Genomic DNA, 22009 nt, shown 5'->3' on the forward strand with positions numbered 1-22009 from the left:
TGAAAGAATAAATTTTGTTATAATTAGATAATAATTTCCTAATTAGAATTTATTTTTTCTAATCATATTTTACAAGAAATATTTTAAAGGAAGTGAATGTCTTTTTATTATTACAAAAAAGGGGTAATTTTAATGAAACGTATTTTTTTTTCTACAAATAATAATAATACATTTGTTAATGGAATAAATGGCAAAATAACAGAATTAACATTAGTGAATTTTAATCTTAAAAGTGTATTTTTTGAAGAAAAAATTATTTTAAAAGAAATAGGAGTTTTAGGAGATGATTTAAATAAAATGGATATAGAAAATTTATTAAAAGAAATGTATTTAAAAACATATGACTATAACTTTATTAAATTAAAGGCAGAAAAATGTAGTTTAATTTTAAAAGATGGCTTCAAAAATTTTTTAAAAAATTTTGAAAGTGAATTAATGTCAAATATTCAAAGTGAAAAAATTGAAAATATAGATATAGATAAAGAATATAATAAGGTCATGGGTTATCAAACCATAACAATAACTAAAGAAGAGCTAGATAAAAATAATTTTAGTAATAATCCTTGGGAATCATCAAATACTTTAACTGATGAAAAAATAAAAGAAATATATAACAAAACAAGAAAAGAATTTGAATTTGAATTAGAAAAGCGTAAATATGAAGTTGAATTAGAATTAGAAAAACAAAAAATAGAAAAAATTATTTTAAAGTCTTTATATTATTTACAAGTTGAATTATTAACTTTGGAAGAATTAGAGGAATTAATTAAAATATATGATGAATATATTACTAAAATAACTAATAGTTTTATTATAGAATATAGTAATTTATTAGTACGATGTATAATTCACTCAATTTGTATTTTAGAAAAGATATATATAACCAATTTAAGATTAAAAAGTACTATTAAAAATGAATTTAAAATATTTAGAATTTTGAGTAAACAGTTGAAAGTAGTTCAAATTAAATATGAGGTATTAGAAGAAGAATTAATAAAATGCTTATTATTTAAATTAGAAGATGAAAACTATACTTTTAAAAGTATATCTCCAAGTTTTTATTTAACAACTCCACTTAGAATGAGTTGTCTTTCATATGTTCAAACAATAATTACTTTAGATGAATTAATAAAAAAAGATAAAAAATTAGATAAAGTTTTAAAAGATTCTTTTACAAGTCAAAAAGAATACAATAAATATTTATCAGGAGCCAAACTTCTCAATGATTCATCAATAAAAAATTTTTCAGAAGTTTACTTACAATATACCGAAGATACTACTCAATATATTTCTAATTTATATTATATCTATTTTAAATACAAAACAAGAGATAGAATAAAAAATAACTATTCTGATAAAGCAATTACTTTTTATGAAAAAATGAATATAGAAGACTATATATATAAAGAAAAAATATTAAAAAGTATAGAATTAATAAGACATCAAACTATTAAAATAAATATTATTTTGAGTGAAGTTGAGAACTTTACAAGAAATATAGGAAAAGACTTTATTATACACTTGAATGAAAAAATGATATTAAAAAATACTCAAAAGCTATCTTTAAATCTTCATACAAATAAAGTTATAGATAGTAAAATTATAAAAGAGCAATATATTTCTACTTCAAGAGAAACGTTAAGCAAAGAAATTTTAAGAGAGAATAATCATTATTGTTTAGTGAAATTTTTAGAAATAAAAAATGTAGAAAATATGAACTTTTATATTTTTGAAAGTCAAATTTTATTAGGAGATTTTTTTGCTAATTCCGATATAATATGTACTCATGTTTTTAATTTTATTTTATTAGAAAATGACTTTAATGTAGTAGGAAAAGTCTCAGCCATTAATTATTTATTTTAAAAATAATTATATATTATAGAATGCAACATAATAGTATAGCTATAAAACAAATTTAAGCCTAGTTCTTATGAGCTAGGTTTTTTATATTGCAAAGGAGGAATTAGATATATTAGGAACAATTGGTGGAATTTTAGTTATAGTAGGGACTACTATTAAGGCTATTGATGATTTAACAAATAACAAATAGGAGAGTGAAAATATGAAAGCATATGAGATTAAAAATGCTATGATTGATACCTTGGATATCTTTTTAGAAAGTAATCAAGATGAGATGGACAAAACGAACTATGATGATGTGATGGAGTACTTAAGAGAAGAGCTAGAGAGCAAAAGTTCTAATATAGTAAGATACATTAGAAACTTAGAGCTAGAGAATGTAGTAGCTAAGACTGAAATAGATAGACTAGAGGAACTTAAAAAGAGTAGAGAGAAGAAGATAACTTCACTAAAGGGATATATCAAGGGAATCTTACTAGAGCTAGATAAGAAAAAGATTGAAACTGATCTAGGTAATATCAGTCTAAGGAAAACTACGAGTGTAGAAATAATAGATATATCTAAGATACCTAAAGAATACTTAGTTATCAAAGAGGAAAAAGCACCATTAAAAACTTTAATAAAGGATAGCTTAAAGAAAAATATAGCAGTTAGTGGAGCAATCCTTAAGGAGGATTATTCATTATTACTGAAATAAATTTGAGGATTTTTAGGGGAAAATAAAAATCTTAATTAAGGATTTCAAAGGAAAATAGGAATCCTAGGGAAAAATCTTAAGGAATTAGGAAAATCTTAGGAATGATGAAAGTAGCATAAATTCTAACTTTCCTAATTCCTATCTAGGAAAAATATATATAGTTTTGGCAAAAAAGTATAGATTTATACATACTTTAGGAGGGAAAAGTATAAAATGGAAAATAAGAATTTATTGAAAATAATTGAAGGAATAAAAGAAAATATAAATGATAAGATAAAAGATTTCTTAGAGAACTCACAAGAGCTAAAAGATTTTATAGAATTTAGGAGAAAGAACTTCTATAACTACAGTATTAGAAATAACATTTTAATTTATAAGCAAGATAAGACAGCTACTATGGTAGCTAGTTTTAAAAGATGGAAAGAGTTAGGATATAATATTAAGAAAGGAGCTAAAGCTATTCAAATTCTAGTACCATTAATTAGTAAAAAGATAGTTGATGGGAAAGAAGAGCAACATGTTTATGGATACAGATATGCTAATGTATTTGATATAAAAAATACTATAGCCACAGATAAAGCGGTAGCTATTCCAGAGATTGATACTAGGATGAAACGAGGGGAGAGTAAATATAAAATAACTGAATTATTTAAAAAATCTAAGGAAATAGTAGAGCAGTATCTTCCAGTTAATATAGTTAAAGAACTTCATGCTAGAGGATGTACTGATGGAAATACTATTAAACTTAGAAAAGATAAATATGCAGCTATGAGTGGAACTTTAATGCATGAGTTCACTCATTATCTAAATCATTTCAAAGAAGATGTCAAAAGTCAAAATCAAGAAGAAGTAGAAGCAGAGATAGGAGCCATGTTATATGGTTCCTATTTTAATTTGGATATAAGTGGGAAGTATAAGTACATAGCTTTATGGAAAAGTAAGGATGTAAGATTAGATGAAGCATTTGATGTAGCTCTATCATCATTTGAAGAGTTGCTATATGGAAGTATTGATAAAAAAGGATTAATAGATTTAATAGAAGGAAACGAGGAGGCATAATTATGTTAAGTACAAAGAGAGTTATTAAAATATTGGAGAAGTTAATAGCAGAGATGGAAAAAATCAATGTAAGAAAGGTTATAAGTATATCATTATCTGAAACTAATAGAAATATTCCAAAAGTTCCAAAAACTGTTATAAAGGAAATGTTAGAAGAAGTAAAGCAAAAGAATAAGACTAATCTATCAATTATAGATATTCCAGATGATGATTCAAGATACATATTTCAAGATATTTTAAATGGGAAGCTAGTTGTTAATAATCTAGCTAAAGAAATAATCATAGGAGTAAGAATTTAATTAAAAGGAGAGATAGAATGAGAACTATATTTATGACACCACTAGTAAGACACGATTTAGATGTAAGAGCATTATTAATGGTTGTATCAGCTTTAAGATTAAAAGAAGAAAAGGAAGAGAGTGAAGGTTTAGATCCATTTCAAATATTTGAGTTCAAAGATAAAAAGATGACTAATAGGCAAGAGGAACCGAAGGATAAAAAAGAGTTTGAATTAAGTTATGAAGTTAAGGAGTGTAAAGTATGGGCAGTATTAGGACTAGATGAAGTAGTAGGAGAATATTGGACTATTATGTTTCCGAGTGAATATTAAAAGGAGGATTGAGAGTATGGATAAATTGTTAGAGAAGTTAAGAGAGCCATTTGCTAGGGAGGAATTAGAATTTAGAGTTGGAGCAGTAAATAAGGATAAAATGGAGGGATTGGCTCTTGCTTATGTACAAGCAAGAGCTATTCAAAATAGATTAGATGAGCTATTTGGAATAGATGGATGGACTGTAGCATATAGAGAAGTATCAGCAGGATTTATTTGTTCTCTATCTATCAAAATTAATGATAGATGGATAACCAAAGAAGATGGAGCCAGTATGACAGAGTATGAAAGTATAAAGGGGGGAATTTCAAATGCTTTTAAGAGAGTAGCAAGTAGTGGATTTGGAATAGGAAGATATTTATATAAAGCTAAAAATAAATGGTATCCAGTAAGACAACAAGGCAAAGGCTATGTATTTACAGTAGAGCCAGAGTTGGAGCTTGAGGATAATAACCTAACATTTAAAAAATTAGAAGCAGAGAAAGACGAACCTAAAGTAGTAGGAAGTACTAAGATAGTAATAGAGTTTGGTAAATATAAAGGACTTACATTACAAGAGATATATGATAAGGATATTAACTATATCAAATATCTAAGAGCCAATGCTAAAGATAAGAAGATATCACAAGCATGTGCAGAGTTAATAGCATAATAGGAGATGATGAGAAGTGAATAATTATCAAAAGTTATTAGATGAATATATAGAGTTTGAAGAGGAAACTTTGGAAAAGGATAGTAGAGAAGTTTATACTATGGCAGAGCAGATAAAGTTCTATACTGATATTATGAATTATCTTGAGTATGGAGATATAAAGATAAGAGATTTAGAAAAGATAAAATCTCTTAAAGACTTATACTATTTCTATATGGAAAGTGATGGGTATATTGTAGGAAGATTTGAAGATACAGAAGATTTCATAGAAGCATATATAAAGAGATTGGAGGAGAACTAATGGATAGATTGACAGAGGAATATTTAAAATTTAAAAGCTCTATACTAGCACTAAATAAGGAAGAGATATTTGAGAGAGCCTTTAAAATAGTATTCTATAATGAGATTTATAGATACTTCAAGAATACTGGAGCTAGTGTTGATAAGGATATGAGTATAGCTAGTTTATATAACTTCTATATCAAGTACGAAAGTTTAAATGTAAATAACATTGAAGAGATAGCAGAGTTTTTAAATGTATATAGAAAATATGTAGCATAAAGAGGAGGAATTAATATGTTAGGAGTAGTTGGAGGAATATTAGTAGCAGTAGGAACAGCAGTAACAGCTATAGATGAGATTATAAATAAGAAATAAGAGGAGTGATGAAAAATGAAGTTTTACTTACATATGGCAATAGCAATAAAGAATAAGAAAAAACCAAAATTATCTGAATATACAATAAATGAATATGATACATTTCAAGAAGCTTTACAAGCATTTCAAAGAACATTTTCAATATATGATGATAGAGAATTACTTAGCTTTAGATATATCAATGAGAAAGAAATAATTGGTAGACTTAGTACATCAAAGAAAAGTCTATCTCCAAAGGTAAAGAAGAATTTACTAACTGGAAAGTATTTCCTATCTTTTAAAAGAGCAGAATGTAAATATCTATGTAGTAGAGATTATTCTGATAGGATTAGACTATGGCTATGGCTCACATCGTAAAAGCTATATAGTAATGGAAACTAACTATAAGAAAGTAGCACAAGAGTATGAAGAATATATGAAGAGATTTGAAGATAAGTATAATACTTATTATATGGAAGATAATATAGATGACTAGTGATGAGGGCTCCTATTAAGGAGTCCTTTTACTTTATTGGAGGAAACTTATGAAGAAGATATTAAAATTTCTAAAGTGTAAAGATAAAGAGGAAGTTATATATAAAATGAGAAGTTACGAAGGAACACAAGAGATAGAGGAATTAAAGGAGCTTATACACTATATAAGCAAAGAAGGAATAAAAAGAAGAGATTTAACTACTATAAAGAATAAAGAGAATTTGCTCGAGTTTTTAAAGATAAATCTATCTCCAAGATATAATGAAGAGTTTAAAATACTATTTTTAAATAATGCTAATAAACTTATAGCTGAAAAGACACTGTTTTATGGAACTATAGATAAATCAGCAGTATATCCAAGAGTAGTATTAGAAGAGGTATTGAGATATAACTCGGCAGGAGTAATATTAGCACATAACCATCCAAGTGGAAATCTTAGACCAAGTAAACAAGATATCCAATTGACTGAAGCTTTTCAAGAATTATTAGAAAGAATAAATGTAGTGGTATTAGACCATGTAATAATAGGAAATGATGAGTATTTTAGCTTTAAAGAAGAAGGTTTACTATAAAATGTACTCATAGTGAGTACGTTTTATAGTGTAAAAAAGTTAATAAACCATTATTAAATAAAAGGTCTTGATTTGAAAAAATAAAAAAAATGTTCCTTTTTTGCCTTTTGGAAAAAGTTGTATAATTATACTAATAAGGAATAGTAAGGAGGAAGCATGTGAGAAGGAAGGTTAGAGTCACATTTCCTAAGCTTGTTCAAGAAGTTTTACAAACAGATAGAGAGTATTTTGGAATGAAGGGAGAAACTTTATTTAATCTTATAGTTGAGGGATTAGGATTTGAAAGAGGATTAGAATTAGGATTAGACACAGTAGATGAGAAAAAATCAATTATATTTTCTCTTAATGAAAAAAATACTAAGCTTTTTCCTGATATGCTTAAATTAAGTCATATTGAAGAAGAAGGAGTATTTTTAAAAAACTTATTTATAACCTATGCTAATTTACACCCAAGTATAAGACAGAAAATACTTTTTAAACATTTATTTATACAGTTAGAACAAGCAGTAAAGAAGAAAAAGAAGATAAAGATATATTATCAAGGAACTCTTTGGGAAATAGTAGGAATAGCCTTAGAAAGAGATATATCAACGGGGTATTCATTTCTAAGAGCTAAAACTAAGGATAAGGAATACCAATTTGAAGTTAAATATATTGAATTTATAGCTTAAAAAATAAAAAGGGGGAATAAATGTATGATAAGAGATATTAATGCTCAAGTGGAAAAAGCTTTAAATGAAGTAGAAATGAGATATTCAAAAGGAATGAAATTTACTATTTATGACTTATTAGCAACTAAAGTATGTGAAAACGAAAGTAATTTTAGTACATATAAAAATAGATTGCAAGCTCAATTAAGTCCAAAAAGAATAGCTCAATTACATTCTACTAGAAATGGAATAAACACTTATATTAAATTATAATTAAAAAGGAGAAAAAAATGGAAAAATTTAAACTTATTTTAGCAATACTTTATATTTTATCACCTATTGATATCCTTCCAGAAGTTTTATTAGGACCATTTGGTTTACTTGATGATGGAATGGCATTACTTTATGCATTAAGTTATTTTTTAGAAGATAAAGGAAATAAAAAAAATATATCTTCTTATGACTATAAACCATATGAAAATAACTATAAACAAGTTTCAACAAATTATTCCTATAGTAACCAAGCTCAAAATAGTGAAGAAACAATAGTTATTACCGAAAAACCTAAAACTAGTAATATAAAATCTTGGATAATAGGAATTTTATTTTTAGGAGTAATAGGTGGAGGAATTTATTATTACTTACAAATCAAAAATGAAAATAAAATAAATTACTCTGAAACTATAAATAGAAATAGTATACCAAACAATAATATAGAAAAAAATATATCAATTGAAGAAACAGTGATAAAAAATATAAATACACCATCACAATCACAAAATATATCAAAAGAAGAAACAAAAAATTCAAATAAATATAATGGTTCAGAAAGAAATCAATTTATTATATTAAATGGAGAAGAAGTTTATATTGACGAAAATGGAAATATTATAAGAGAATAGGAGATAGATTATGAAAAAGATACTAATAATATTAACAACTTTTAGTTTAGTAGGATGTAGCAGTTTAGAAACATTAAATAGTAAGTTAGATGAGTCTATTGCTAAAACTTCAGTGAAAGATACTTCTGTTCCTCAATTTAAAAGAGAAGTAATAAGTTTTGCTCCATACAGTGCTGATTTGTCTAAAACATATTTTGAAGAGTTAAAAAGTTTTGCTTGGCAATTTAAAAGTACTTATTATTATAAACCAGAACATAAAATTTTATTAAAAGGATATATAGATTCTTTAGAAAAAGAAAAAGGATTTTCTAATTTAGGAAGACAAAGAGCTAATATGATAAAAGATTTCTTAATAACTCAAGGAGTGGATTCAAGTAAAATTCTTGTGTATGATTTAGGAGGAAAAGAATATTTATATTCAAATGAGACAATAATTGGAAAAGCTAAAAACAGAAGTGTAAAGATAGAAATTGTTAAATAGCTAATAAATGAACCTAGAAAAAATTCTAGGTTCATTTAAAATGATAATTTAGGGAGAAAAGCTATGGATTTAAGTAGAGCATATGAAATATTGAAAGTAAATCAAAATGATGATTTTGAAAAAATAAAAAAAATGTACAAGGAATTATGTAAAAAATATCATCCTGATTTATATCAAGATGAAAATATTAAGGAGTTAACAGAGGAAAAACTAAAAGAAGTTAATGAAGCATATGAAATATTAGAAAAATATTATAATGAAGAAAAGAATAAACCAATAACAGAATTTTTTACAGAATTAGACTCAGAAGGAAAAGAACTATATTTTGATAAAAAAACTAGAAAAAAAATAACAGGAAAAATTTTCTATGTAACTTTAGCTAATGGAAAAGGAATTTCAGAGGTAAAAAATGGATATAGAGAAGGATTAACTACTATTAGTTATGAAAACGGAAATGATGCATATAAAAAAAATTATGTTGAAGGAATAATTTCTGGAGAAGTTTTAACATATACATATGGAGAAAATCATGTTTACACTAAAAGAGAATGTTATCTTAAAGGAATAAAACATGGAAAAGAAGAATATTTTTCTTCAACAGATTTAAAATACTCTAAAAAAATAAAGGAATATAAACACGGGAAAGAAATAGATTTATCAGAAAATAATTCTATAATTTTAAAGATGGAAGATATAGAAGTTTTATATAAAGATGATTATAGAGAAGGAAAAGCAAAGTTATATTATACTGATGGAGTAGAGGAAGTAAAGTATATAAGAGGAAAAATAACAGGTTTTTCAACTTTTTATAGAGATAGTGGAGAAATAGAAAAATATTATTATTCACATGGAAGAAAGAATAAAGAAGTAATAAAAAGGCTAAGAAGTTACCCTATTGAATATATTTATAATTTTAAGTATAAAAAAGATAATAAAGAATATATTGTAGGGATTAAAAATGAAGAGTATATTTTTTATAATTGTTTAAGAAAAATTTATAATTTAAAAGATGAAATAATTATTGATAAAATTAATTTGAAAGATTCTTTCTATGAATATTTAGCTCTAAATGAAAGCTTATTATTAGAGTTTTCTGAAACTCTTCCACTAAATGAAATGAATTTTTCTCATGCTAAAGCAAACGATACCAATTTTGATTTATTAAAGGAATTAGAACCAGTGAATTTAGAAGATTTTGCAAGAAAAATTAGAGCTAGAGATATTGTGTTTAAATTTGATGATTTTAATAATGAAATAACTTCTGTATATATTACTAATGAAAATATAGATAATTTAATAATGAATACAGAACAGAAAATAGTTACTTTATTTTTAAAAGAATTTTATCCAGAATGTAAAAATTATAGTTTTTATGAAATACCAGCTGTATTAACTACAGAATATTGGATTTCTGTTTTTAAAGAAGCAATTGAAAAAGAAAATATTTCTGATGAATTAATTGAAATTTTAAATATCATATTAAAAGATGAAGTTGAAGTAATAAATCTATTAAATATATATATTGGTCTAAAATATAAGATGTATTCTTTTGTGATGGAAGCTATTGAAAATTTAAAAAATTTAGAAGAATATGATGAATATTATTTAGAAGAAATTTTAGAGGATATATTTAAAATTAAAAATATAGATGATATAGAAGATTTTATAATGTGTTTAGAATATTTATTGAATCATCAAAAAATAGAAGTTGATATAACTCAAGATAATCTAATGGATCTAAAATATATATATGAACAGATTAGTAATTTTATATTTGAAATAGAAAAAAATAAAATTTTTATTTCTTATAAAGATGAAATTAATAATTCTATAAAAGAGTTAAAATTATTTAATTCTAAAATTAAAATTTTAGAAGAAGAAATAGATAATGAAAGAAAAAAGAAAATGGAATTAAAAATACAAGAATTAGAAAATTTTCTTTTAAATTTAAAATTAAATTATTCAGAAATAAATATAGAAAAAGATAAAAATGATATTGAAAATATAGAGAAAAAAATAGAATTTATATCTGAATTAAAAAATGATGAATTAGAGATAATTAATAAATTAGGCTTTATCAAAAAATTTAGTTTTGATAAAAAAAATATTTATTCCCAACAAAAGGAAGAAATTAAAAAAACTTTAATAGAAAAATCTAATAGCATTAAAGAAGATAAAAAAAATAGACCATTAGGTACATTGATATTTACTATTATAGCTGGTTATTTAGGTATAAAAAATTTAGGTTTTCTTTTAGGAATATTAACTATAGTAGGAACTCCTATTGTTCTTTTTTTCTTTTATTCTGATGAGGATAAAAAAAATCAAAAAGAGTTAGATGAATTAAAAAATTATGAAAAAAAATTAAATTATATTATAGATAAACTTAATAATATACTTAAAATATTAGAACCATTTTCTAATATTTTATATAATGATAATATTATTGAAGTTCAAGAAAATTTAACTGAAATAAAAAATATAAAACCAAGAAGTAAAAAATTTAAGTTGATATTTTTAATAATATTATTATTTGGAATAGGTTATTATTTATTAAAAGATAATATTACAAACTATTTATTAATATCAGGATTTGAATCTATCCCAAAAGTAACAAATGAAAAAATATTAAATCAAGATATAGCAATAGAAATTACTGCCTACGATAATGAAAAATTAGAAAATATCTCAAAAGGATATCCAATTAGATATTCTTCTTTCAAAAAAAAGGATAAACAATTTGGTAAGAAATATGTATATTTTATGTTTTTTGGAAAAGATGGATATACATATAGAATAGCTTGTTCAAGAGAAGGTATTTTATCAATGGAAGTATACGCTGGTTCTGGTAACTTTTTGTATTATGTCATTCCAGATTTAGAAATACCTACAAATATATTTTCTTATAATATTGAAGATGATGAATTTAAGTTATTAGATTTTAAAAATATGAGTACATTTGATAGAGAAAATGTTAAAGCTATAAAAGAAATATTAAGTATATTTAAAGAGTTTTTAAAGAATGATATTTCTTATTATGAGAGAGTGTAATTAATTTTGTGTATTTACCCTCCTTGATTATTAGAAATTAAATTAGTTAGTAGAGACTGAAGAAATTAGATGTTTTTCAGTCTTTTTTCTTATCCATTTTCTCATATCTTAACATCTTATTGTATATATTATTTAGTATATTTATATATAATATATATTATTAAATTACATTTATCCTTTCCCTTCTACATATTATTATTTATTATTTTAAAGATTTTTATTAAAAATTGATGAATAAAAACTTATTTAAAAAATAATTATATATAATGACATGTACAAGCTAAGAGAAATAATATTATTTATAATATTATTTCGATATAAATTAATATAACTAATCTTATATGATAGATATAAAAAACTTTAGAGTAATTTTTTTATTTTCTCTAACAATACTAATGTACATGTAGAATGGAGGGATAACTATGAAAAAGAAATTGTCATATAGAAAATCTAAGAAAGGAATTGCAGAACAATATAATATATCTATCAATCAAGATATAATTAGAAGTATGGGTATAACTGAAAAGGATAGAGAAGTTACCTTATTTTATGATAATAGAATTAATGCTCTTATTATTAAAAAATATATAGGAACAGATTAAAATCTTTATACTTAGAAATTGAGAGGGAAACCTCTCTTTTTTTATATATAACAACATACATGTATAAGATATAACTTAATTAAATATTTTAATGAAAAACTAAAGAATATATCTAACAATATATATGTACATATTTAAAAAGTAATAAGATAGTAAATTAACATTTTAAACTATCAAAACTACTAATACATATATAAAAAAACTAATTTACTATAACAAAAAAGTGTAGATTAGAGAAGAATTTATTCTTCAATGTTATTACAGCCCTCTTCATACTTCAGGGGTACTGTAAATATGGAATTATTTATGCTAGTTTAAAATGGTGTAAATATTGGTCTAAAATCCCCATTTTATAGCCTAAAAAGGCTATTTTAGGGGATTTTTTTATCTTTTTTAATCAGTGAGTGCTGAATTCATTGAAAGTGAAATGAAGGCACTCACTGAAATATATTAATATTTTATAATAAAATGGAGGAATTATATGGATACAATAGAAGTAAAATTTAACTTCAGAGGGAATCCTTTATTAGAAGAGATTGAAAGCTTTAAAAATTATGTAAGTTCTTTAACAAGTCCAATGGGATATCGTTATTGTGATTTCTTGGAAGTGTCTAGAACAGAAGAAGGAAAACTAGGTGCTATTTTTAAGATATCATATCCTAGATATTTTAATGGGGATAACTCTTACTTAATTACTACAAGAAAAGAGTGCTTTGAAGTTCAAAACCACCTCATAAACTCTATACTCTGTGATCCTTTTTTTAGAGTAATAATTGTAGATGTTAAATTAGCAAGAGTAGATATCCCATTTACTTATTATATGAAAGAAGATATGGAGTTTCATAGCTATATTAATGCCTATAAAATATTCGCTTTAGTTTATAATACTCAAAAGGCGAAGGCTAGAGCAAAGGGATATGTAGACTTACTAGAGGAGAAGTATGAAACAGTTGTATATTCTGATAATGGTAAGACAAATAAGTCATCAAATGATAGATTAATGATTTACAACCAATATCAAAATCTAAAAACAAAACTAGGAGAAGAAAGACTAGAGGAAATAATAGCAAATTATCAAAATTTAAAAAGAAGAATGAGATTAGAAGTCTCTAAAAGAATAAGAAGGAAAATATTTTCATTGGAAGATTTTAAAAATTTTGATATTTTAGGAGAATACTTTGATGATTATAAAAATTATATTCTTGAAAATGTATTGAATAGGGAGATAATAGAAAACTTTTATAATGAGAATGCAAGGAATCTTTCTGAGTTGTTATCTCAAAAAAGAGCTTTAGGAAACTTTAATTATGAAGTATTCATCCTTAAAAACTTAAATAACATATATGATTATGAAATACTAAGAAGAGCAATAAAAATGGGAATAGACAATCCTAAAACAAGAGAGAGTGCTATTACAAAAGTAAGAAAAATTCTTAATGAATATCAAAAAGAAGAAAGAATAATTATAATGGATACTTACAAAATTATTTGTGAAATGGGAAAATATATAGAAGGATTAAGGATTCAGTAATAAAAATACTTTTTTTTTTATGATATATAGCTGATAAAAAAATAGGTAATGACATTATGGCATTACCTATTTTTATAATAGTGATAATATTTCTGATGATATTTTTTAAAATTTCTAATCGTTTTATATTTTATTTTGATTTTTTATTTTATATATCTCTTATATTTTTATTATATAATCATATATTATAATATTATGATATAATAATGATGATAATATATAATAAGGAGAAAAAAGGAAATGGAGTATTCATTTACACAACTTGAGAAAGAATTTAAGAGATTAGGAATAGAATTAACAGATGAAAAATTAGTAGAATTAAATATGTTATCTAGTGATGGAGAGATAACTTATGAAGGAAAATTATTATCAGACCAATGTACTCATGGAATAAAACTTATAGATTATATAGATGATGGGAAAGTAGAAGTGGTTATTGGTTCTTTAATAGCTCAATACACTCTTATAAAAGAAAAAATGAGTAAAGTATCAACAGAAATGAAATATCCTGCAAAAGCACTATTAGAAGCTCTTAAAAACATGATTCTACATAGAGATTATAGTTATAATGGAGATTCTATCATAAGGATATATAAAGATAGGGTAGAGTTTACCTCTTTAGGTGAGTTAATAGGTAATTTAACAGTTGAAGGAATAAGGTTAGGGATATCAGTACCAAGAAATCTTAGTCTAATGAAAGTGTTTCAAGAAGTAGTTTTTACTAAAGGGAATGGAGAGGGAATCCAAGAGATGTTATCAGCATATAAGGAATATAAAGTAAAACCAGTATTTAAATCTATTGGTGGAATATTCCAAGTTATTCTACCTAAACCAGAATACACAGTTAATGGTAAGGTTATAAGTGATAAATATAGAAGAGTATTAGAGTTTATGGAGAAGAGAGGAACAGTAAGCAATAAAGAGATACAAGAACACCTAGAACTTAAAAGTACAAGTGTAGTGAACTATCTTAAAGAGATGTTAGAAGTAGAACTAATAGAAAAGATTAGAGAGGGGAGAAATATCAGCTATAAGATAAAAATATCAAAATAGTCGGAAAATGTGAGAATTAAGCTAAAAAATATATTAGAAAACGTGAAAAATTATAAATTTAAAGTTGAATTGCTATCAATGATAGTATAGGATATTATTGTGTTAAGATGTGTTAGATTAGTGTTAGGATTGATAGAGTAGTAGAAACATAAGGAAGAAATGTTAGTTATAAAATAAAATAGGGATTTTCTTTATAGTATGGTATAATAAATATCATATATCTAAAAGAAAGGAGAGTAATATAGCTATGAAAAAAATACCTATTGCAGTAGAGGAGTTTAAAAAAATAATTGAAGAAAATTATTATTATATAGATAAGACAAAATTTATAGAAGATGTATTAATTGATGGAGCAGAAGTAAAGTTATTTTGTCGTCCTAGAAGATTTGGAAAGACACTTAATATGTCTACGCTTAAATATTTCTTTGATATAGAAAATAAAGATGAGAATAGAAAATTATTTAATGGTTTATATATAGAAAACTCTCCATTAATAAATGAGCAAGGGAAATATCCTGTAATATTTCTGAGTATGAAAGGAATAAGTAGTACTAAGTTTGAAGATGCTCTTGATAAAATTAAAGATAAAATTTCTAATTTATATATAAATTATTCTTTCTTAATGGAAGTTTTAAATGAATTTGAAATTGATAAATTTAGAGATATAGCAAAAGGAAATAGCAATACTGCACAATTAGAAAGTTCTCTCCTTTTTTTAAGTAAATTATTATATAAATACTATAATCAAAAAGTAGTTGTATTAATAGATGAATATGATTCTCCTATTATGAGTGCTTATGAAAAAGGATACTACAACGAGATGAGAGATTTCCTAAAATCTTTTTATGGAGATGTACTTAAAACTAATGAGTATTTACAAATGGGAGTACTTACTGGAATAATTAGAGTAGCTCAAGCAGGAATATTCTCTGACTTAAATAATTTTATTAGTTATACAACCTTAAATGATGAATATAGTCAAAGTTTTGGATTAGTAGAAGATGAAGTAAAAGCTATGCTTAGTTACTATAAGATAGGCTATGAAATGTTAGAAGTAAAAAAATGGTATGATGGTTATAGTTTTGGAAAAAGTGATATATACAATCCTTGGAGTATATTAAACTTTGTACAGTTTAAAGAATTAAAATCATATTGGATAAATACAAGTTCTAACTTTATGATAAGAGAACTTTTAGAACATACTGGAGAAGAGGGATTAAAAACTCTTGAAAGAATTTTTAATCAAGAAGAGGTAGCAGTAAGAATAACTGAGAATGTAAGATTTGGGAATAATCTATCAGCAAGTGAAGTATGGGAGCTTATGCTATACTCTGGTTATCTAACTATAAATGGTAGATTAGATGATGGGAGATACTTGGTAAGAATACCTAATATAGAGATTATGAATTTCTTTAAAGATGAGTTTTTAACTATTGTCTTTGGAAATTATGATAAAGTAGATAGATTAAGAGATGCTTTGAGAGATAAAAATATAGAGCAGTTAAATAAATCCATTGAAGAATTAGTTTTATATACAATGAGTTCACATGATATAACAAAATATTATGAAAATCCATACCATATGTTATTACTTGGATTTTTCTATGCTTTAGATGGTTACTATCTTCCTAAATCAAATATGGAAGCTGGATATGGTAGGGCAGATATAATACTATTTCCAAGAGATAAGACAAAAGCAGGATATATCTTAGAATTGAAAAGAGCTTATACTAAGAAACCAGAGAAAGAAATAGAAAAAGCTTTACAACAGATAGATGATAATAAATACTATATAGAGCTAGAGAGATATGGAGTAACCGAGATAATCAAGCTAGGCTATGTTTTTGATGGTAAGAAAGTAATAAGTAGCTATATTGAATAATAAAAAATAGAGGAGAGTAAAATCTTCACTATTTTTTAGTATAACAGGGGTATAATGTAGAATTTTCTGTGGACTTTAAATTATCGTTCTTATATTGAGTCTATTAACGATATTGAAGAAGTTCAAGCTATTATTTTAGATTCATATAATCAAAGAAAATAGTAATTTCTATGCCGAGGATTATAAATATTTTAATAAAATTATTAAACTAATGGATATAAAATTTAATTGTTTTATCGTATTATTTCTAAAAGCATTTGTTGTTTTTTTTATAAAAATATGATAGAATAATCGGTAAACAAAAAATAAGTTGTGGGAAGAAGGGAATATCATGGCTAATAATAAAAATATTGAGAAATTAACAACTTTAATAAGAGACGTATTATCAATTAAAGATTTTACTACGCTTGAAGATTGGCAAAATTCTATTTTAAGATTAGGTGGAGAATTAAGAGTTGATCCAAATTTTCCAGATGATGCATATATAACTAAAATGAGTGATGATCAAAACCCATATTTCTCAATTACAATTTCTCCGTATCATACTTTTGAAAGAATAAATTTTTCTTTAGCACACGAACTAGGGCATTTATTTTTACATATGTCTTATCTAGTAAATGATGAAGCTTGGAGAGAAATAGAAGTTGGAAAAAGCTATACAAGACTAGGTAGTGATTTATTAGAATTTCAAGCAAATGAATTCGCTGCTAATTTACTTATGCCCAAAGAAGAATTTTTAAAGCTAGCAATGGAAAATAGAAATGAAAATAATTTTTATAATATAGAGCCTTTGCTTGAGAGATTTAGAGTCTCAAGACAGGCTATCATTAATAGAGGAAGGTGGTTAGGAATATTTCCATGGTAGATGAAAGTATACTAATAACCAAAAGAGATGAATTAAAAGAAAAAATAAACAAAGACAAGAGTATAAAAAAAGATTCTTTTGATAATCTAAACTCAGAATATCCAAATATGGTTACAAAAAAATATGTGACTCTATTTTTTTCGTTTGATATAGTTAACTCTACACAGTATAAAACAATAGCTTTACAAAATTCTATTAATATAATTAGAGAAATATTTAGAGAAATTGAAACACTTATGGATGAAAATATACAAATTATGCAATACTGGAGAACTATTGGTGATGAAATCATTTTTTACTTAGAAGTTTATAAAATGGAAGAAATATTAGAAAGTATTGAAATTGTTTTTGCTATATTAAATAGAGTTCGAAAAGATATATTAAATGAAAAAATAAAATTAAATTGTTTTGACACTAATTATAGATATAAGTATCCAGAATTGATTTCTTTAAAAGCAACAGCTTGGTTAGCTATTGTTTCAGAAAATGATAGAGAAGCTCAAAATGTAAAATATAAAGTTGGTTATATGACAAATGATAAAAGATTAGAGTTTCAAGGGTATGATATTGATATTGGGTTCAGAGTTGCTGAATATACTCGTAATAGAAGATTTGCTTTAAGTTTTGAATTAGCATATTTAATTTCAAAATATGAAAGATATAAAGATAATTTAAAATTTATAGGTTATAGAAAAATGAAAGGTGTTTGGAATCAAAGAAAATATCCGATTATATGGTATCATAATAAACATCTTAAAAAATTGAAAGATGAAGAAAATTTAGATGATAATGATTTTATTTTAGAAGATTTCAATAAGAGTTTCTTTTATGATGAAGAAGAATTTTGTGAACTAACTAAGGAATATATAAGTTTGAATCAAGAGGTAGTTGATGAAAAAAATTCTCAAGAGATAACACACTTATTAGATAAAATATGTCAAAATCTGAATCTAACTAAAAAAATAGATGAAATTTATAAAACAATAAATGAAAAAAATCTATTAGTAGAAATTTAATAGAGGGTGAAACATTGGAATTTCATATTACTATTATCTGTTTAAATAAAAGTAGAGATAAAATTCATATGTTTCAAAGGCAAAATGATGTATATGATTTTGGATATGTAAAATTAGGATTAAACGATAACTTTAAGATTTCGGATATTTTAGAGATAGTAAAAAAAGAATACGAAGAGAAATTTGGAGTGGAACTTGAAGTTGAAGAAAATATATATAAATTATACAATTTAGATAAAGAAAATAAAAGAATATTAGGTTTTAGAATTATAGGAATAGTTAAAAATATAAGAGGAAAAATAACTCATGATAAATATAATAATTTAATTAAAGAAATTGATTTAAGTAATTATCATGAAATTTCATACCATAGAAATGCAAATGATTTTTATGAAATTATAACTGAACTTTTATCTAGGAGTAAAAAAAATGAGTAATGAAGAAAAATTAGAAAACTATTTAAAGGAAATTTTTAACTTAGTAAATTCATGGCTTACTTTTGCTGAAGCAAAAAATAGTGTATTATTATCTATATATTTAGGAATAATTTATACGTTTATCGATAAATTAGAAGATTCTCATAAATTATTTTCAACTCTTGTATTATTTTTAATTTTTATAGGGACTTTTGTTGTAATATCCTCATTTATACCTAAATTTACAATAAAATCTAAAAATAAAATAAAAAATAATCATATAAATAATTCAGTAGATATTTTTTATTATGATATTTCTAGTAATTATTTTACTAATGGAAACCCAGATGTAACAAAATATTTAGAAAGTCTTAAAAATAATTATTTGTTTCCGAATACCAGTATAAATTTTTCTAAACTACATAAAGATTATGCTACTGAAATTATTATCAACTCAAAAATAATTGTTTCTAAGTATGAAATTTTTAAAAAAGGATTAATAATTTTGATAATAATACTATCTTTATTAGGAATAAATAAAGTATGGCTAATTTATAATCAAGATGAATATTTTGTTACTTGTTCAAATAATATAATTTTAAGAGAATTTCCAGCTCCTAATGCTAATAAAAAAAATATCTTAAAGAAAAATGAAATAGTAAAAAAGATAGAAATTAACGATGAATGGATGAAAGTAGAATATAAGTCAGAAATAGGTTGGATTCATAAAAAATTATTAATAAAAAAATGATGAAAAACAATAATCAGGAGAACCATTTAAATGGCTCTCCATTTTCTAAGTTTAGGAGCAGTGATGGATATAGCTAATTTATGTTGACTTTCATCTCCACCAAAAAGATTTTTAAGACTAAAGTGGTGATAGCTTTGGTCTTTTTTTACAATACAAACTAAGAGAAAAGATTTACAAAAAATTTAAAGTATGATAAAATTTATATTGATAAAAAATTTTAGGAGGAGTTTGTCGATGATTGGAATAGGAATAGTAGGACTTCCAAATGTAGGTAAATCAACACTTTTTAATGCTATAACAAAAGCTGGAGCAGCAGAAGCAGCAAACTATCCATTTTGTACAATAGAGCCAAATGTAGGAATGGTAACTGTACCAGATTCAAGATTAGATGAGTTATCAAAAATAATCAATCCACAAAGAGTAGTTCAAGCAACAGTAGAGTTTGTGGATATAGCTGGACTTGTAAAAGGAGCAGCAAAGGGAGAAGGGCTAGGTAATAAATTCTTATCAAACATTAGAACAACAGCAGCTATTTGCCAAGTTGTAAGATGTTTTGAAGATGATAACGTAATTCATGTAAGTGGTTCAGTAGACCCTATAAGAGATATAGAGGTAATTAATACAGAATTAATATTTGCAGATATGGAAACTGTAGATAAAGCTATAGAGAAACATAAAAAATTAGCTATGAATAAAAATAAAGAATCAATGGCTCTTATGCCAGTTTTAGAGAAATGTAAAGCTCACTTAGAAAATTTTCAACTTCTTAAAACTTTAACTATGAATGAAGAAGAGTTAGAGTTAGTTAGAACTTACCAATTACTAACTTTAAAACCTATGATATTTGCAGCTAATGTATCTGAAGATGATTTAGCTACAGGAAATGAGTATGTAGAAAAAGTTAGAGAGTACGCTAAAGGATTAGGTTCAGAAGTTGTAATAGTTTCAGCAAAAGTTGAGGCTGAGTTACAAGAGATGGATGATGAAGAGAGTAAAAAAGAGTATCTAGAAGCTTTAGGAGTAGAAGAGGCTGGATTAAATAGATTGATCAGAGCAGGATACAAGTTATTAGGACTTCAAACATATTTTACTGCTGGGGTAAAAGAAGTAAGAGCTTGGACAATAAGGATAGGAGATACAGCACCAAAAGCTGCTGGAGAGATTCATACAGACTTTGAAAAAGGATTTATCAGAGCTAAAGTAGTATCATTTGAAGATTTTATAAAGTATTCTGGATGGAAGGGAGCACAAGAAGCTGGTGTTCTAAGACTAGAAGGAAAAGAGTACATAGTACAAGATGGAGATTTAATGGAATTTTTATTCAATGTGTAGAATAAAAAATCCTTTGTTAAGAAAAATTACTTGACAATATCTAAAAAAGTTAGTAAAATATCTAGGTGTACGATTGGAGGAAATTGTTTTGAAATTAGAGATTAAAGATTTTCAAAACCAGATTTTAGAGTTCGATTTTTATATGGAGAACATAGAAGATATTGAACTTGTAGAAAGAGTACATGTTATTGGAACAGCTGTAAATAACAATGGAAAAGTTGAAATAAGTGGACATTACTCAACAACATTAAGGGTACAATGTGTAAGATGTTTAAAAGAGTTTGATTTGAAATTAGAAAATGATTTTATGGGAACTTTTTTAGATGAGAATCAATATACTCAGTATTTAAAGAGCTTGAATACAGAGTGTGAAATTGATAAAAATGAGATTTATGATCCTATAGAAAATGGGATTATAGATTTAGAAAGTTTGGTAAGAGAGTATATATTATTAGATATGCCACCATACCCACAATGTGAGCCTAGTTGTGAAGATGATTCAGAAATAGAGAAACATAGTAATGATGGAATAGATCCACGTTGGCAACAATTATTGCAGATAAAAAATTAATTTTTAAATAAGATTGTAAGTAGGAGGGAAACTAAGATGGCAGTACCTAAGAAGAAAACATCTAAAGCTAAGAAAAACATGAGAAGATCTCATCACGCTTTAACTGGAACTGGATTAACAACTTGTGAGAAATGTGGAGCTCCAAGAAGACCACACAGAGTATGTCTTGCATGTGGAGATTACAACGGTAAACAAGTTCTAGCAGGACAAGCTGAGTAATTAGATTGTTTAATTAGATAAAAAAAGACAAGATAAGCTCTTGTCTTTTTTTATTATAAATTATATAAAAAAAATTTTAAAATTTTAAAATATGATGTATAATATA

Annotated in this window: 26 protein-coding genes; all 26 read left to right on the top strand. The window is 24.8% G+C overall.

Translation table 11 applies throughout. The annotated features are described in order from the left end of the window. The first annotated feature begins 132 nt into the window (after positions 1–132). The 26 genes from IAA47_01875 to rpmF all read left to right on the top strand — a co-directional run bounded on the left by IAA47_01875 (position 133) and on the right by rpmF (position 21903). Positions 133–1863, top strand: a complete 1731-nt coding sequence (locus tag IAA47_01875; protein ID MBU3841741.1) for a hypothetical protein — start codon at positions 133–135, stop codon at positions 1861–1863. A 199-nt stretch (positions 1864–2062) separates the two neighbouring features. Then, positions 2063–2557, top strand: coding sequence for a siphovirus Gp157 family protein (locus IAA47_01880; GenBank protein ID MBU3841742.1), 495 nt, complete (start codon positions 2063–2065; stop codon positions 2555–2557). A gap of 213 nt (positions 2558–2770) precedes the next feature. Beyond that, positions 2771–3616 carry a hypothetical protein gene (locus IAA47_01885; GenBank protein MBU3841743.1) on the top strand — a complete coding sequence of 282 codons (846 nt, stop codon included), beginning with the start codon at positions 2771–2773 and terminating at the stop codon, positions 3614–3616. 2 nt (positions 3617–3618) lie between these two features. Next, positions 3619–3915 (top strand): hypothetical protein, encoded by a 297-nt coding sequence (locus IAA47_01890; GenBank protein MBU3841744.1) that lies wholly within the window; start codon positions 3619–3621, stop codon positions 3913–3915. Positions 3916–3932: 17 nt separating this feature from the next. Next, on the top strand, positions 3933–4226 hold the full coding sequence (locus IAA47_01895) for a DUF960 domain-containing protein (protein MBU3841745.1): 294 nt from the start codon (positions 3933–3935) through the stop codon (positions 4224–4226). Positions 4227–4242: 16 nt separating this feature from the next. Continuing rightward, positions 4243–4878: a hypothetical protein gene (locus tag IAA47_01900; GenBank protein ID MBU3841746.1), complete on the top strand. Its 636-nt coding sequence runs from the start codon at positions 4243–4245 to the stop codon at positions 4876–4878. Positions 4879–4894: 16 nt separating this feature from the next. Continuing rightward, positions 4895–5179 (top strand): hypothetical protein, encoded by a 285-nt coding sequence (locus IAA47_01905; protein MBU3841747.1) that lies wholly within the window; start codon positions 4895–4897, stop codon positions 5177–5179. Beyond that, on the top strand, positions 5179–5439 hold the full coding sequence (locus tag IAA47_01910; protein ID MBU3841748.1) for a hypothetical protein: 261 nt from the start codon (positions 5179–5181) through the stop codon (positions 5437–5439). The genes IAA47_01905 and IAA47_01910 overlap by 1 nt, the downstream gene beginning before the upstream one ends. Before the next feature lie 111 nt (positions 5440–5550). Further along, positions 5551–5892, top strand: a complete 342-nt coding sequence (locus IAA47_01915; GenBank protein ID MBU3841749.1) for a hypothetical protein — start codon at positions 5551–5553, stop codon at positions 5890–5892. A gap of 167 nt (positions 5893–6059) precedes the next feature. Further along, on the top strand, positions 6060–6581 hold the full coding sequence (locus IAA47_01920) for a JAB domain-containing protein (GenBank protein MBU3841750.1): 522 nt from the start codon (positions 6060–6062) through the stop codon (positions 6579–6581). Between the two features lie 158 nt (positions 6582–6739). After that, positions 6740–7252: a hypothetical protein gene (locus tag IAA47_01925; GenBank protein MBU3841751.1), complete on the top strand. Its 513-nt coding sequence runs from the start codon at positions 6740–6742 to the stop codon at positions 7250–7252. A gap of 24 nt (positions 7253–7276) precedes the next feature. Then, positions 7277–7504, top strand: a complete 228-nt coding sequence (locus tag IAA47_01930; GenBank protein MBU3841752.1) for a hypothetical protein — start codon at positions 7277–7279, stop codon at positions 7502–7504. A 17-nt stretch (positions 7505–7521) separates the two neighbouring features. Further along, a complete protein-coding gene (locus IAA47_01935; protein ID MBU3841753.1) occupies positions 7522–8133 on the top strand; it encodes a DUF1232 domain-containing protein in 612 nt (203 codons plus the stop codon). Between the two features lie 10 nt (positions 8134–8143). Further along, positions 8144–8614 (top strand): OmpA family protein, encoded by a 471-nt coding sequence (locus IAA47_01940; protein MBU3841754.1) that lies wholly within the window; start codon positions 8144–8146, stop codon positions 8612–8614. A gap of 63 nt (positions 8615–8677) precedes the next feature. Continuing rightward, complete coding sequence (locus tag IAA47_01945) at positions 8678–11665, top strand: DnaJ domain-containing protein (protein MBU3841755.1); 2988 nt, start codon at positions 8678–8680, stop codon at positions 11663–11665. Positions 11666–12087: 422 nt separating this feature from the next. Next, a complete protein-coding gene (locus IAA47_01950; GenBank protein MBU3841756.1) occupies positions 12088–12267 on the top strand; it encodes a hypothetical protein in 180 nt (59 codons plus the stop codon). Between the two features lie 481 nt (positions 12268–12748). Beyond that, positions 12749–13798, top strand: coding sequence for a hypothetical protein (locus tag IAA47_01955; protein ID MBU3841757.1), 1050 nt, complete (start codon positions 12749–12751; stop codon positions 13796–13798). Positions 13799–14038: 240 nt separating this feature from the next. Beyond that, on the top strand, positions 14039–14851 hold the full coding sequence (locus tag IAA47_01960; protein ID MBU3841758.1) for a hypothetical protein: 813 nt from the start codon (positions 14039–14041) through the stop codon (positions 14849–14851). Positions 14852–15098: 247 nt separating this feature from the next. Then, complete coding sequence (locus IAA47_01965) at positions 15099–16733, top strand: ATP-binding protein (GenBank protein ID MBU3841759.1); 1635 nt, start codon at positions 15099–15101, stop codon at positions 16731–16733. A 331-nt stretch (positions 16734–17064) separates the two neighbouring features. Continuing rightward, positions 17065–17598: an ImmA/IrrE family metallo-endopeptidase gene (locus tag IAA47_01970; GenBank protein ID MBU3841760.1), complete on the top strand. Its 534-nt coding sequence runs from the start codon at positions 17065–17067 to the stop codon at positions 17596–17598. Next, positions 17592–18614 (top strand): hypothetical protein, encoded by a 1023-nt coding sequence (locus IAA47_01975; GenBank protein MBU3841761.1) that lies wholly within the window; start codon positions 17592–17594, stop codon positions 18612–18614. Before IAA47_01970 ends, IAA47_01975 begins: the two co-directional genes overlap by 7 nt. Positions 18615–18628: 14 nt before the next feature. Continuing rightward, positions 18629–19051 (top strand): hypothetical protein, encoded by a 423-nt coding sequence (locus tag IAA47_01980; GenBank protein MBU3841762.1) that lies wholly within the window; start codon positions 18629–18631, stop codon positions 19049–19051. Beyond that, complete coding sequence (locus IAA47_01985; protein ID MBU3841763.1) at positions 19044–19781, top strand: hypothetical protein; 738 nt, start codon at positions 19044–19046, stop codon at positions 19779–19781. Before IAA47_01980 ends, IAA47_01985 begins: the two co-directional genes overlap by 8 nt. 234 nt (positions 19782–20015) lie before the next feature. Continuing rightward, positions 20016–21113: a redox-regulated ATPase YchF gene (gene ychF / locus IAA47_01990; GenBank protein MBU3841764.1), complete on the top strand. Its 1098-nt coding sequence runs from the start codon at positions 20016–20018 to the stop codon at positions 21111–21113. Between the two features lie 88 nt (positions 21114–21201). Next, positions 21202–21684: a DUF177 domain-containing protein gene (locus IAA47_01995; protein MBU3841765.1), complete on the top strand. Its 483-nt coding sequence runs from the start codon at positions 21202–21204 to the stop codon at positions 21682–21684. A gap of 36 nt (positions 21685–21720) precedes the next feature. Then, the gene (rpmF, locus tag IAA47_02000; protein MBU3841766.1) at positions 21721–21903 is read left to right on the top strand and encodes a 50S ribosomal protein L32; all 183 of its coding nucleotides are present in this window, start codon (positions 21721–21723) and stop codon (positions 21901–21903) included. The last annotated feature ends 106 nt before the right edge of the window (positions 21904–22009 follow it).

The organism is Candidatus Fusobacterium pullicola, assembly GCA_018883725.1.
GTDB classification, from domain to species: domain Bacteria; phylum Fusobacteriota; class Fusobacteriia; order Fusobacteriales; family Fusobacteriaceae; genus Fusobacterium_A; species Fusobacterium_A pullicola.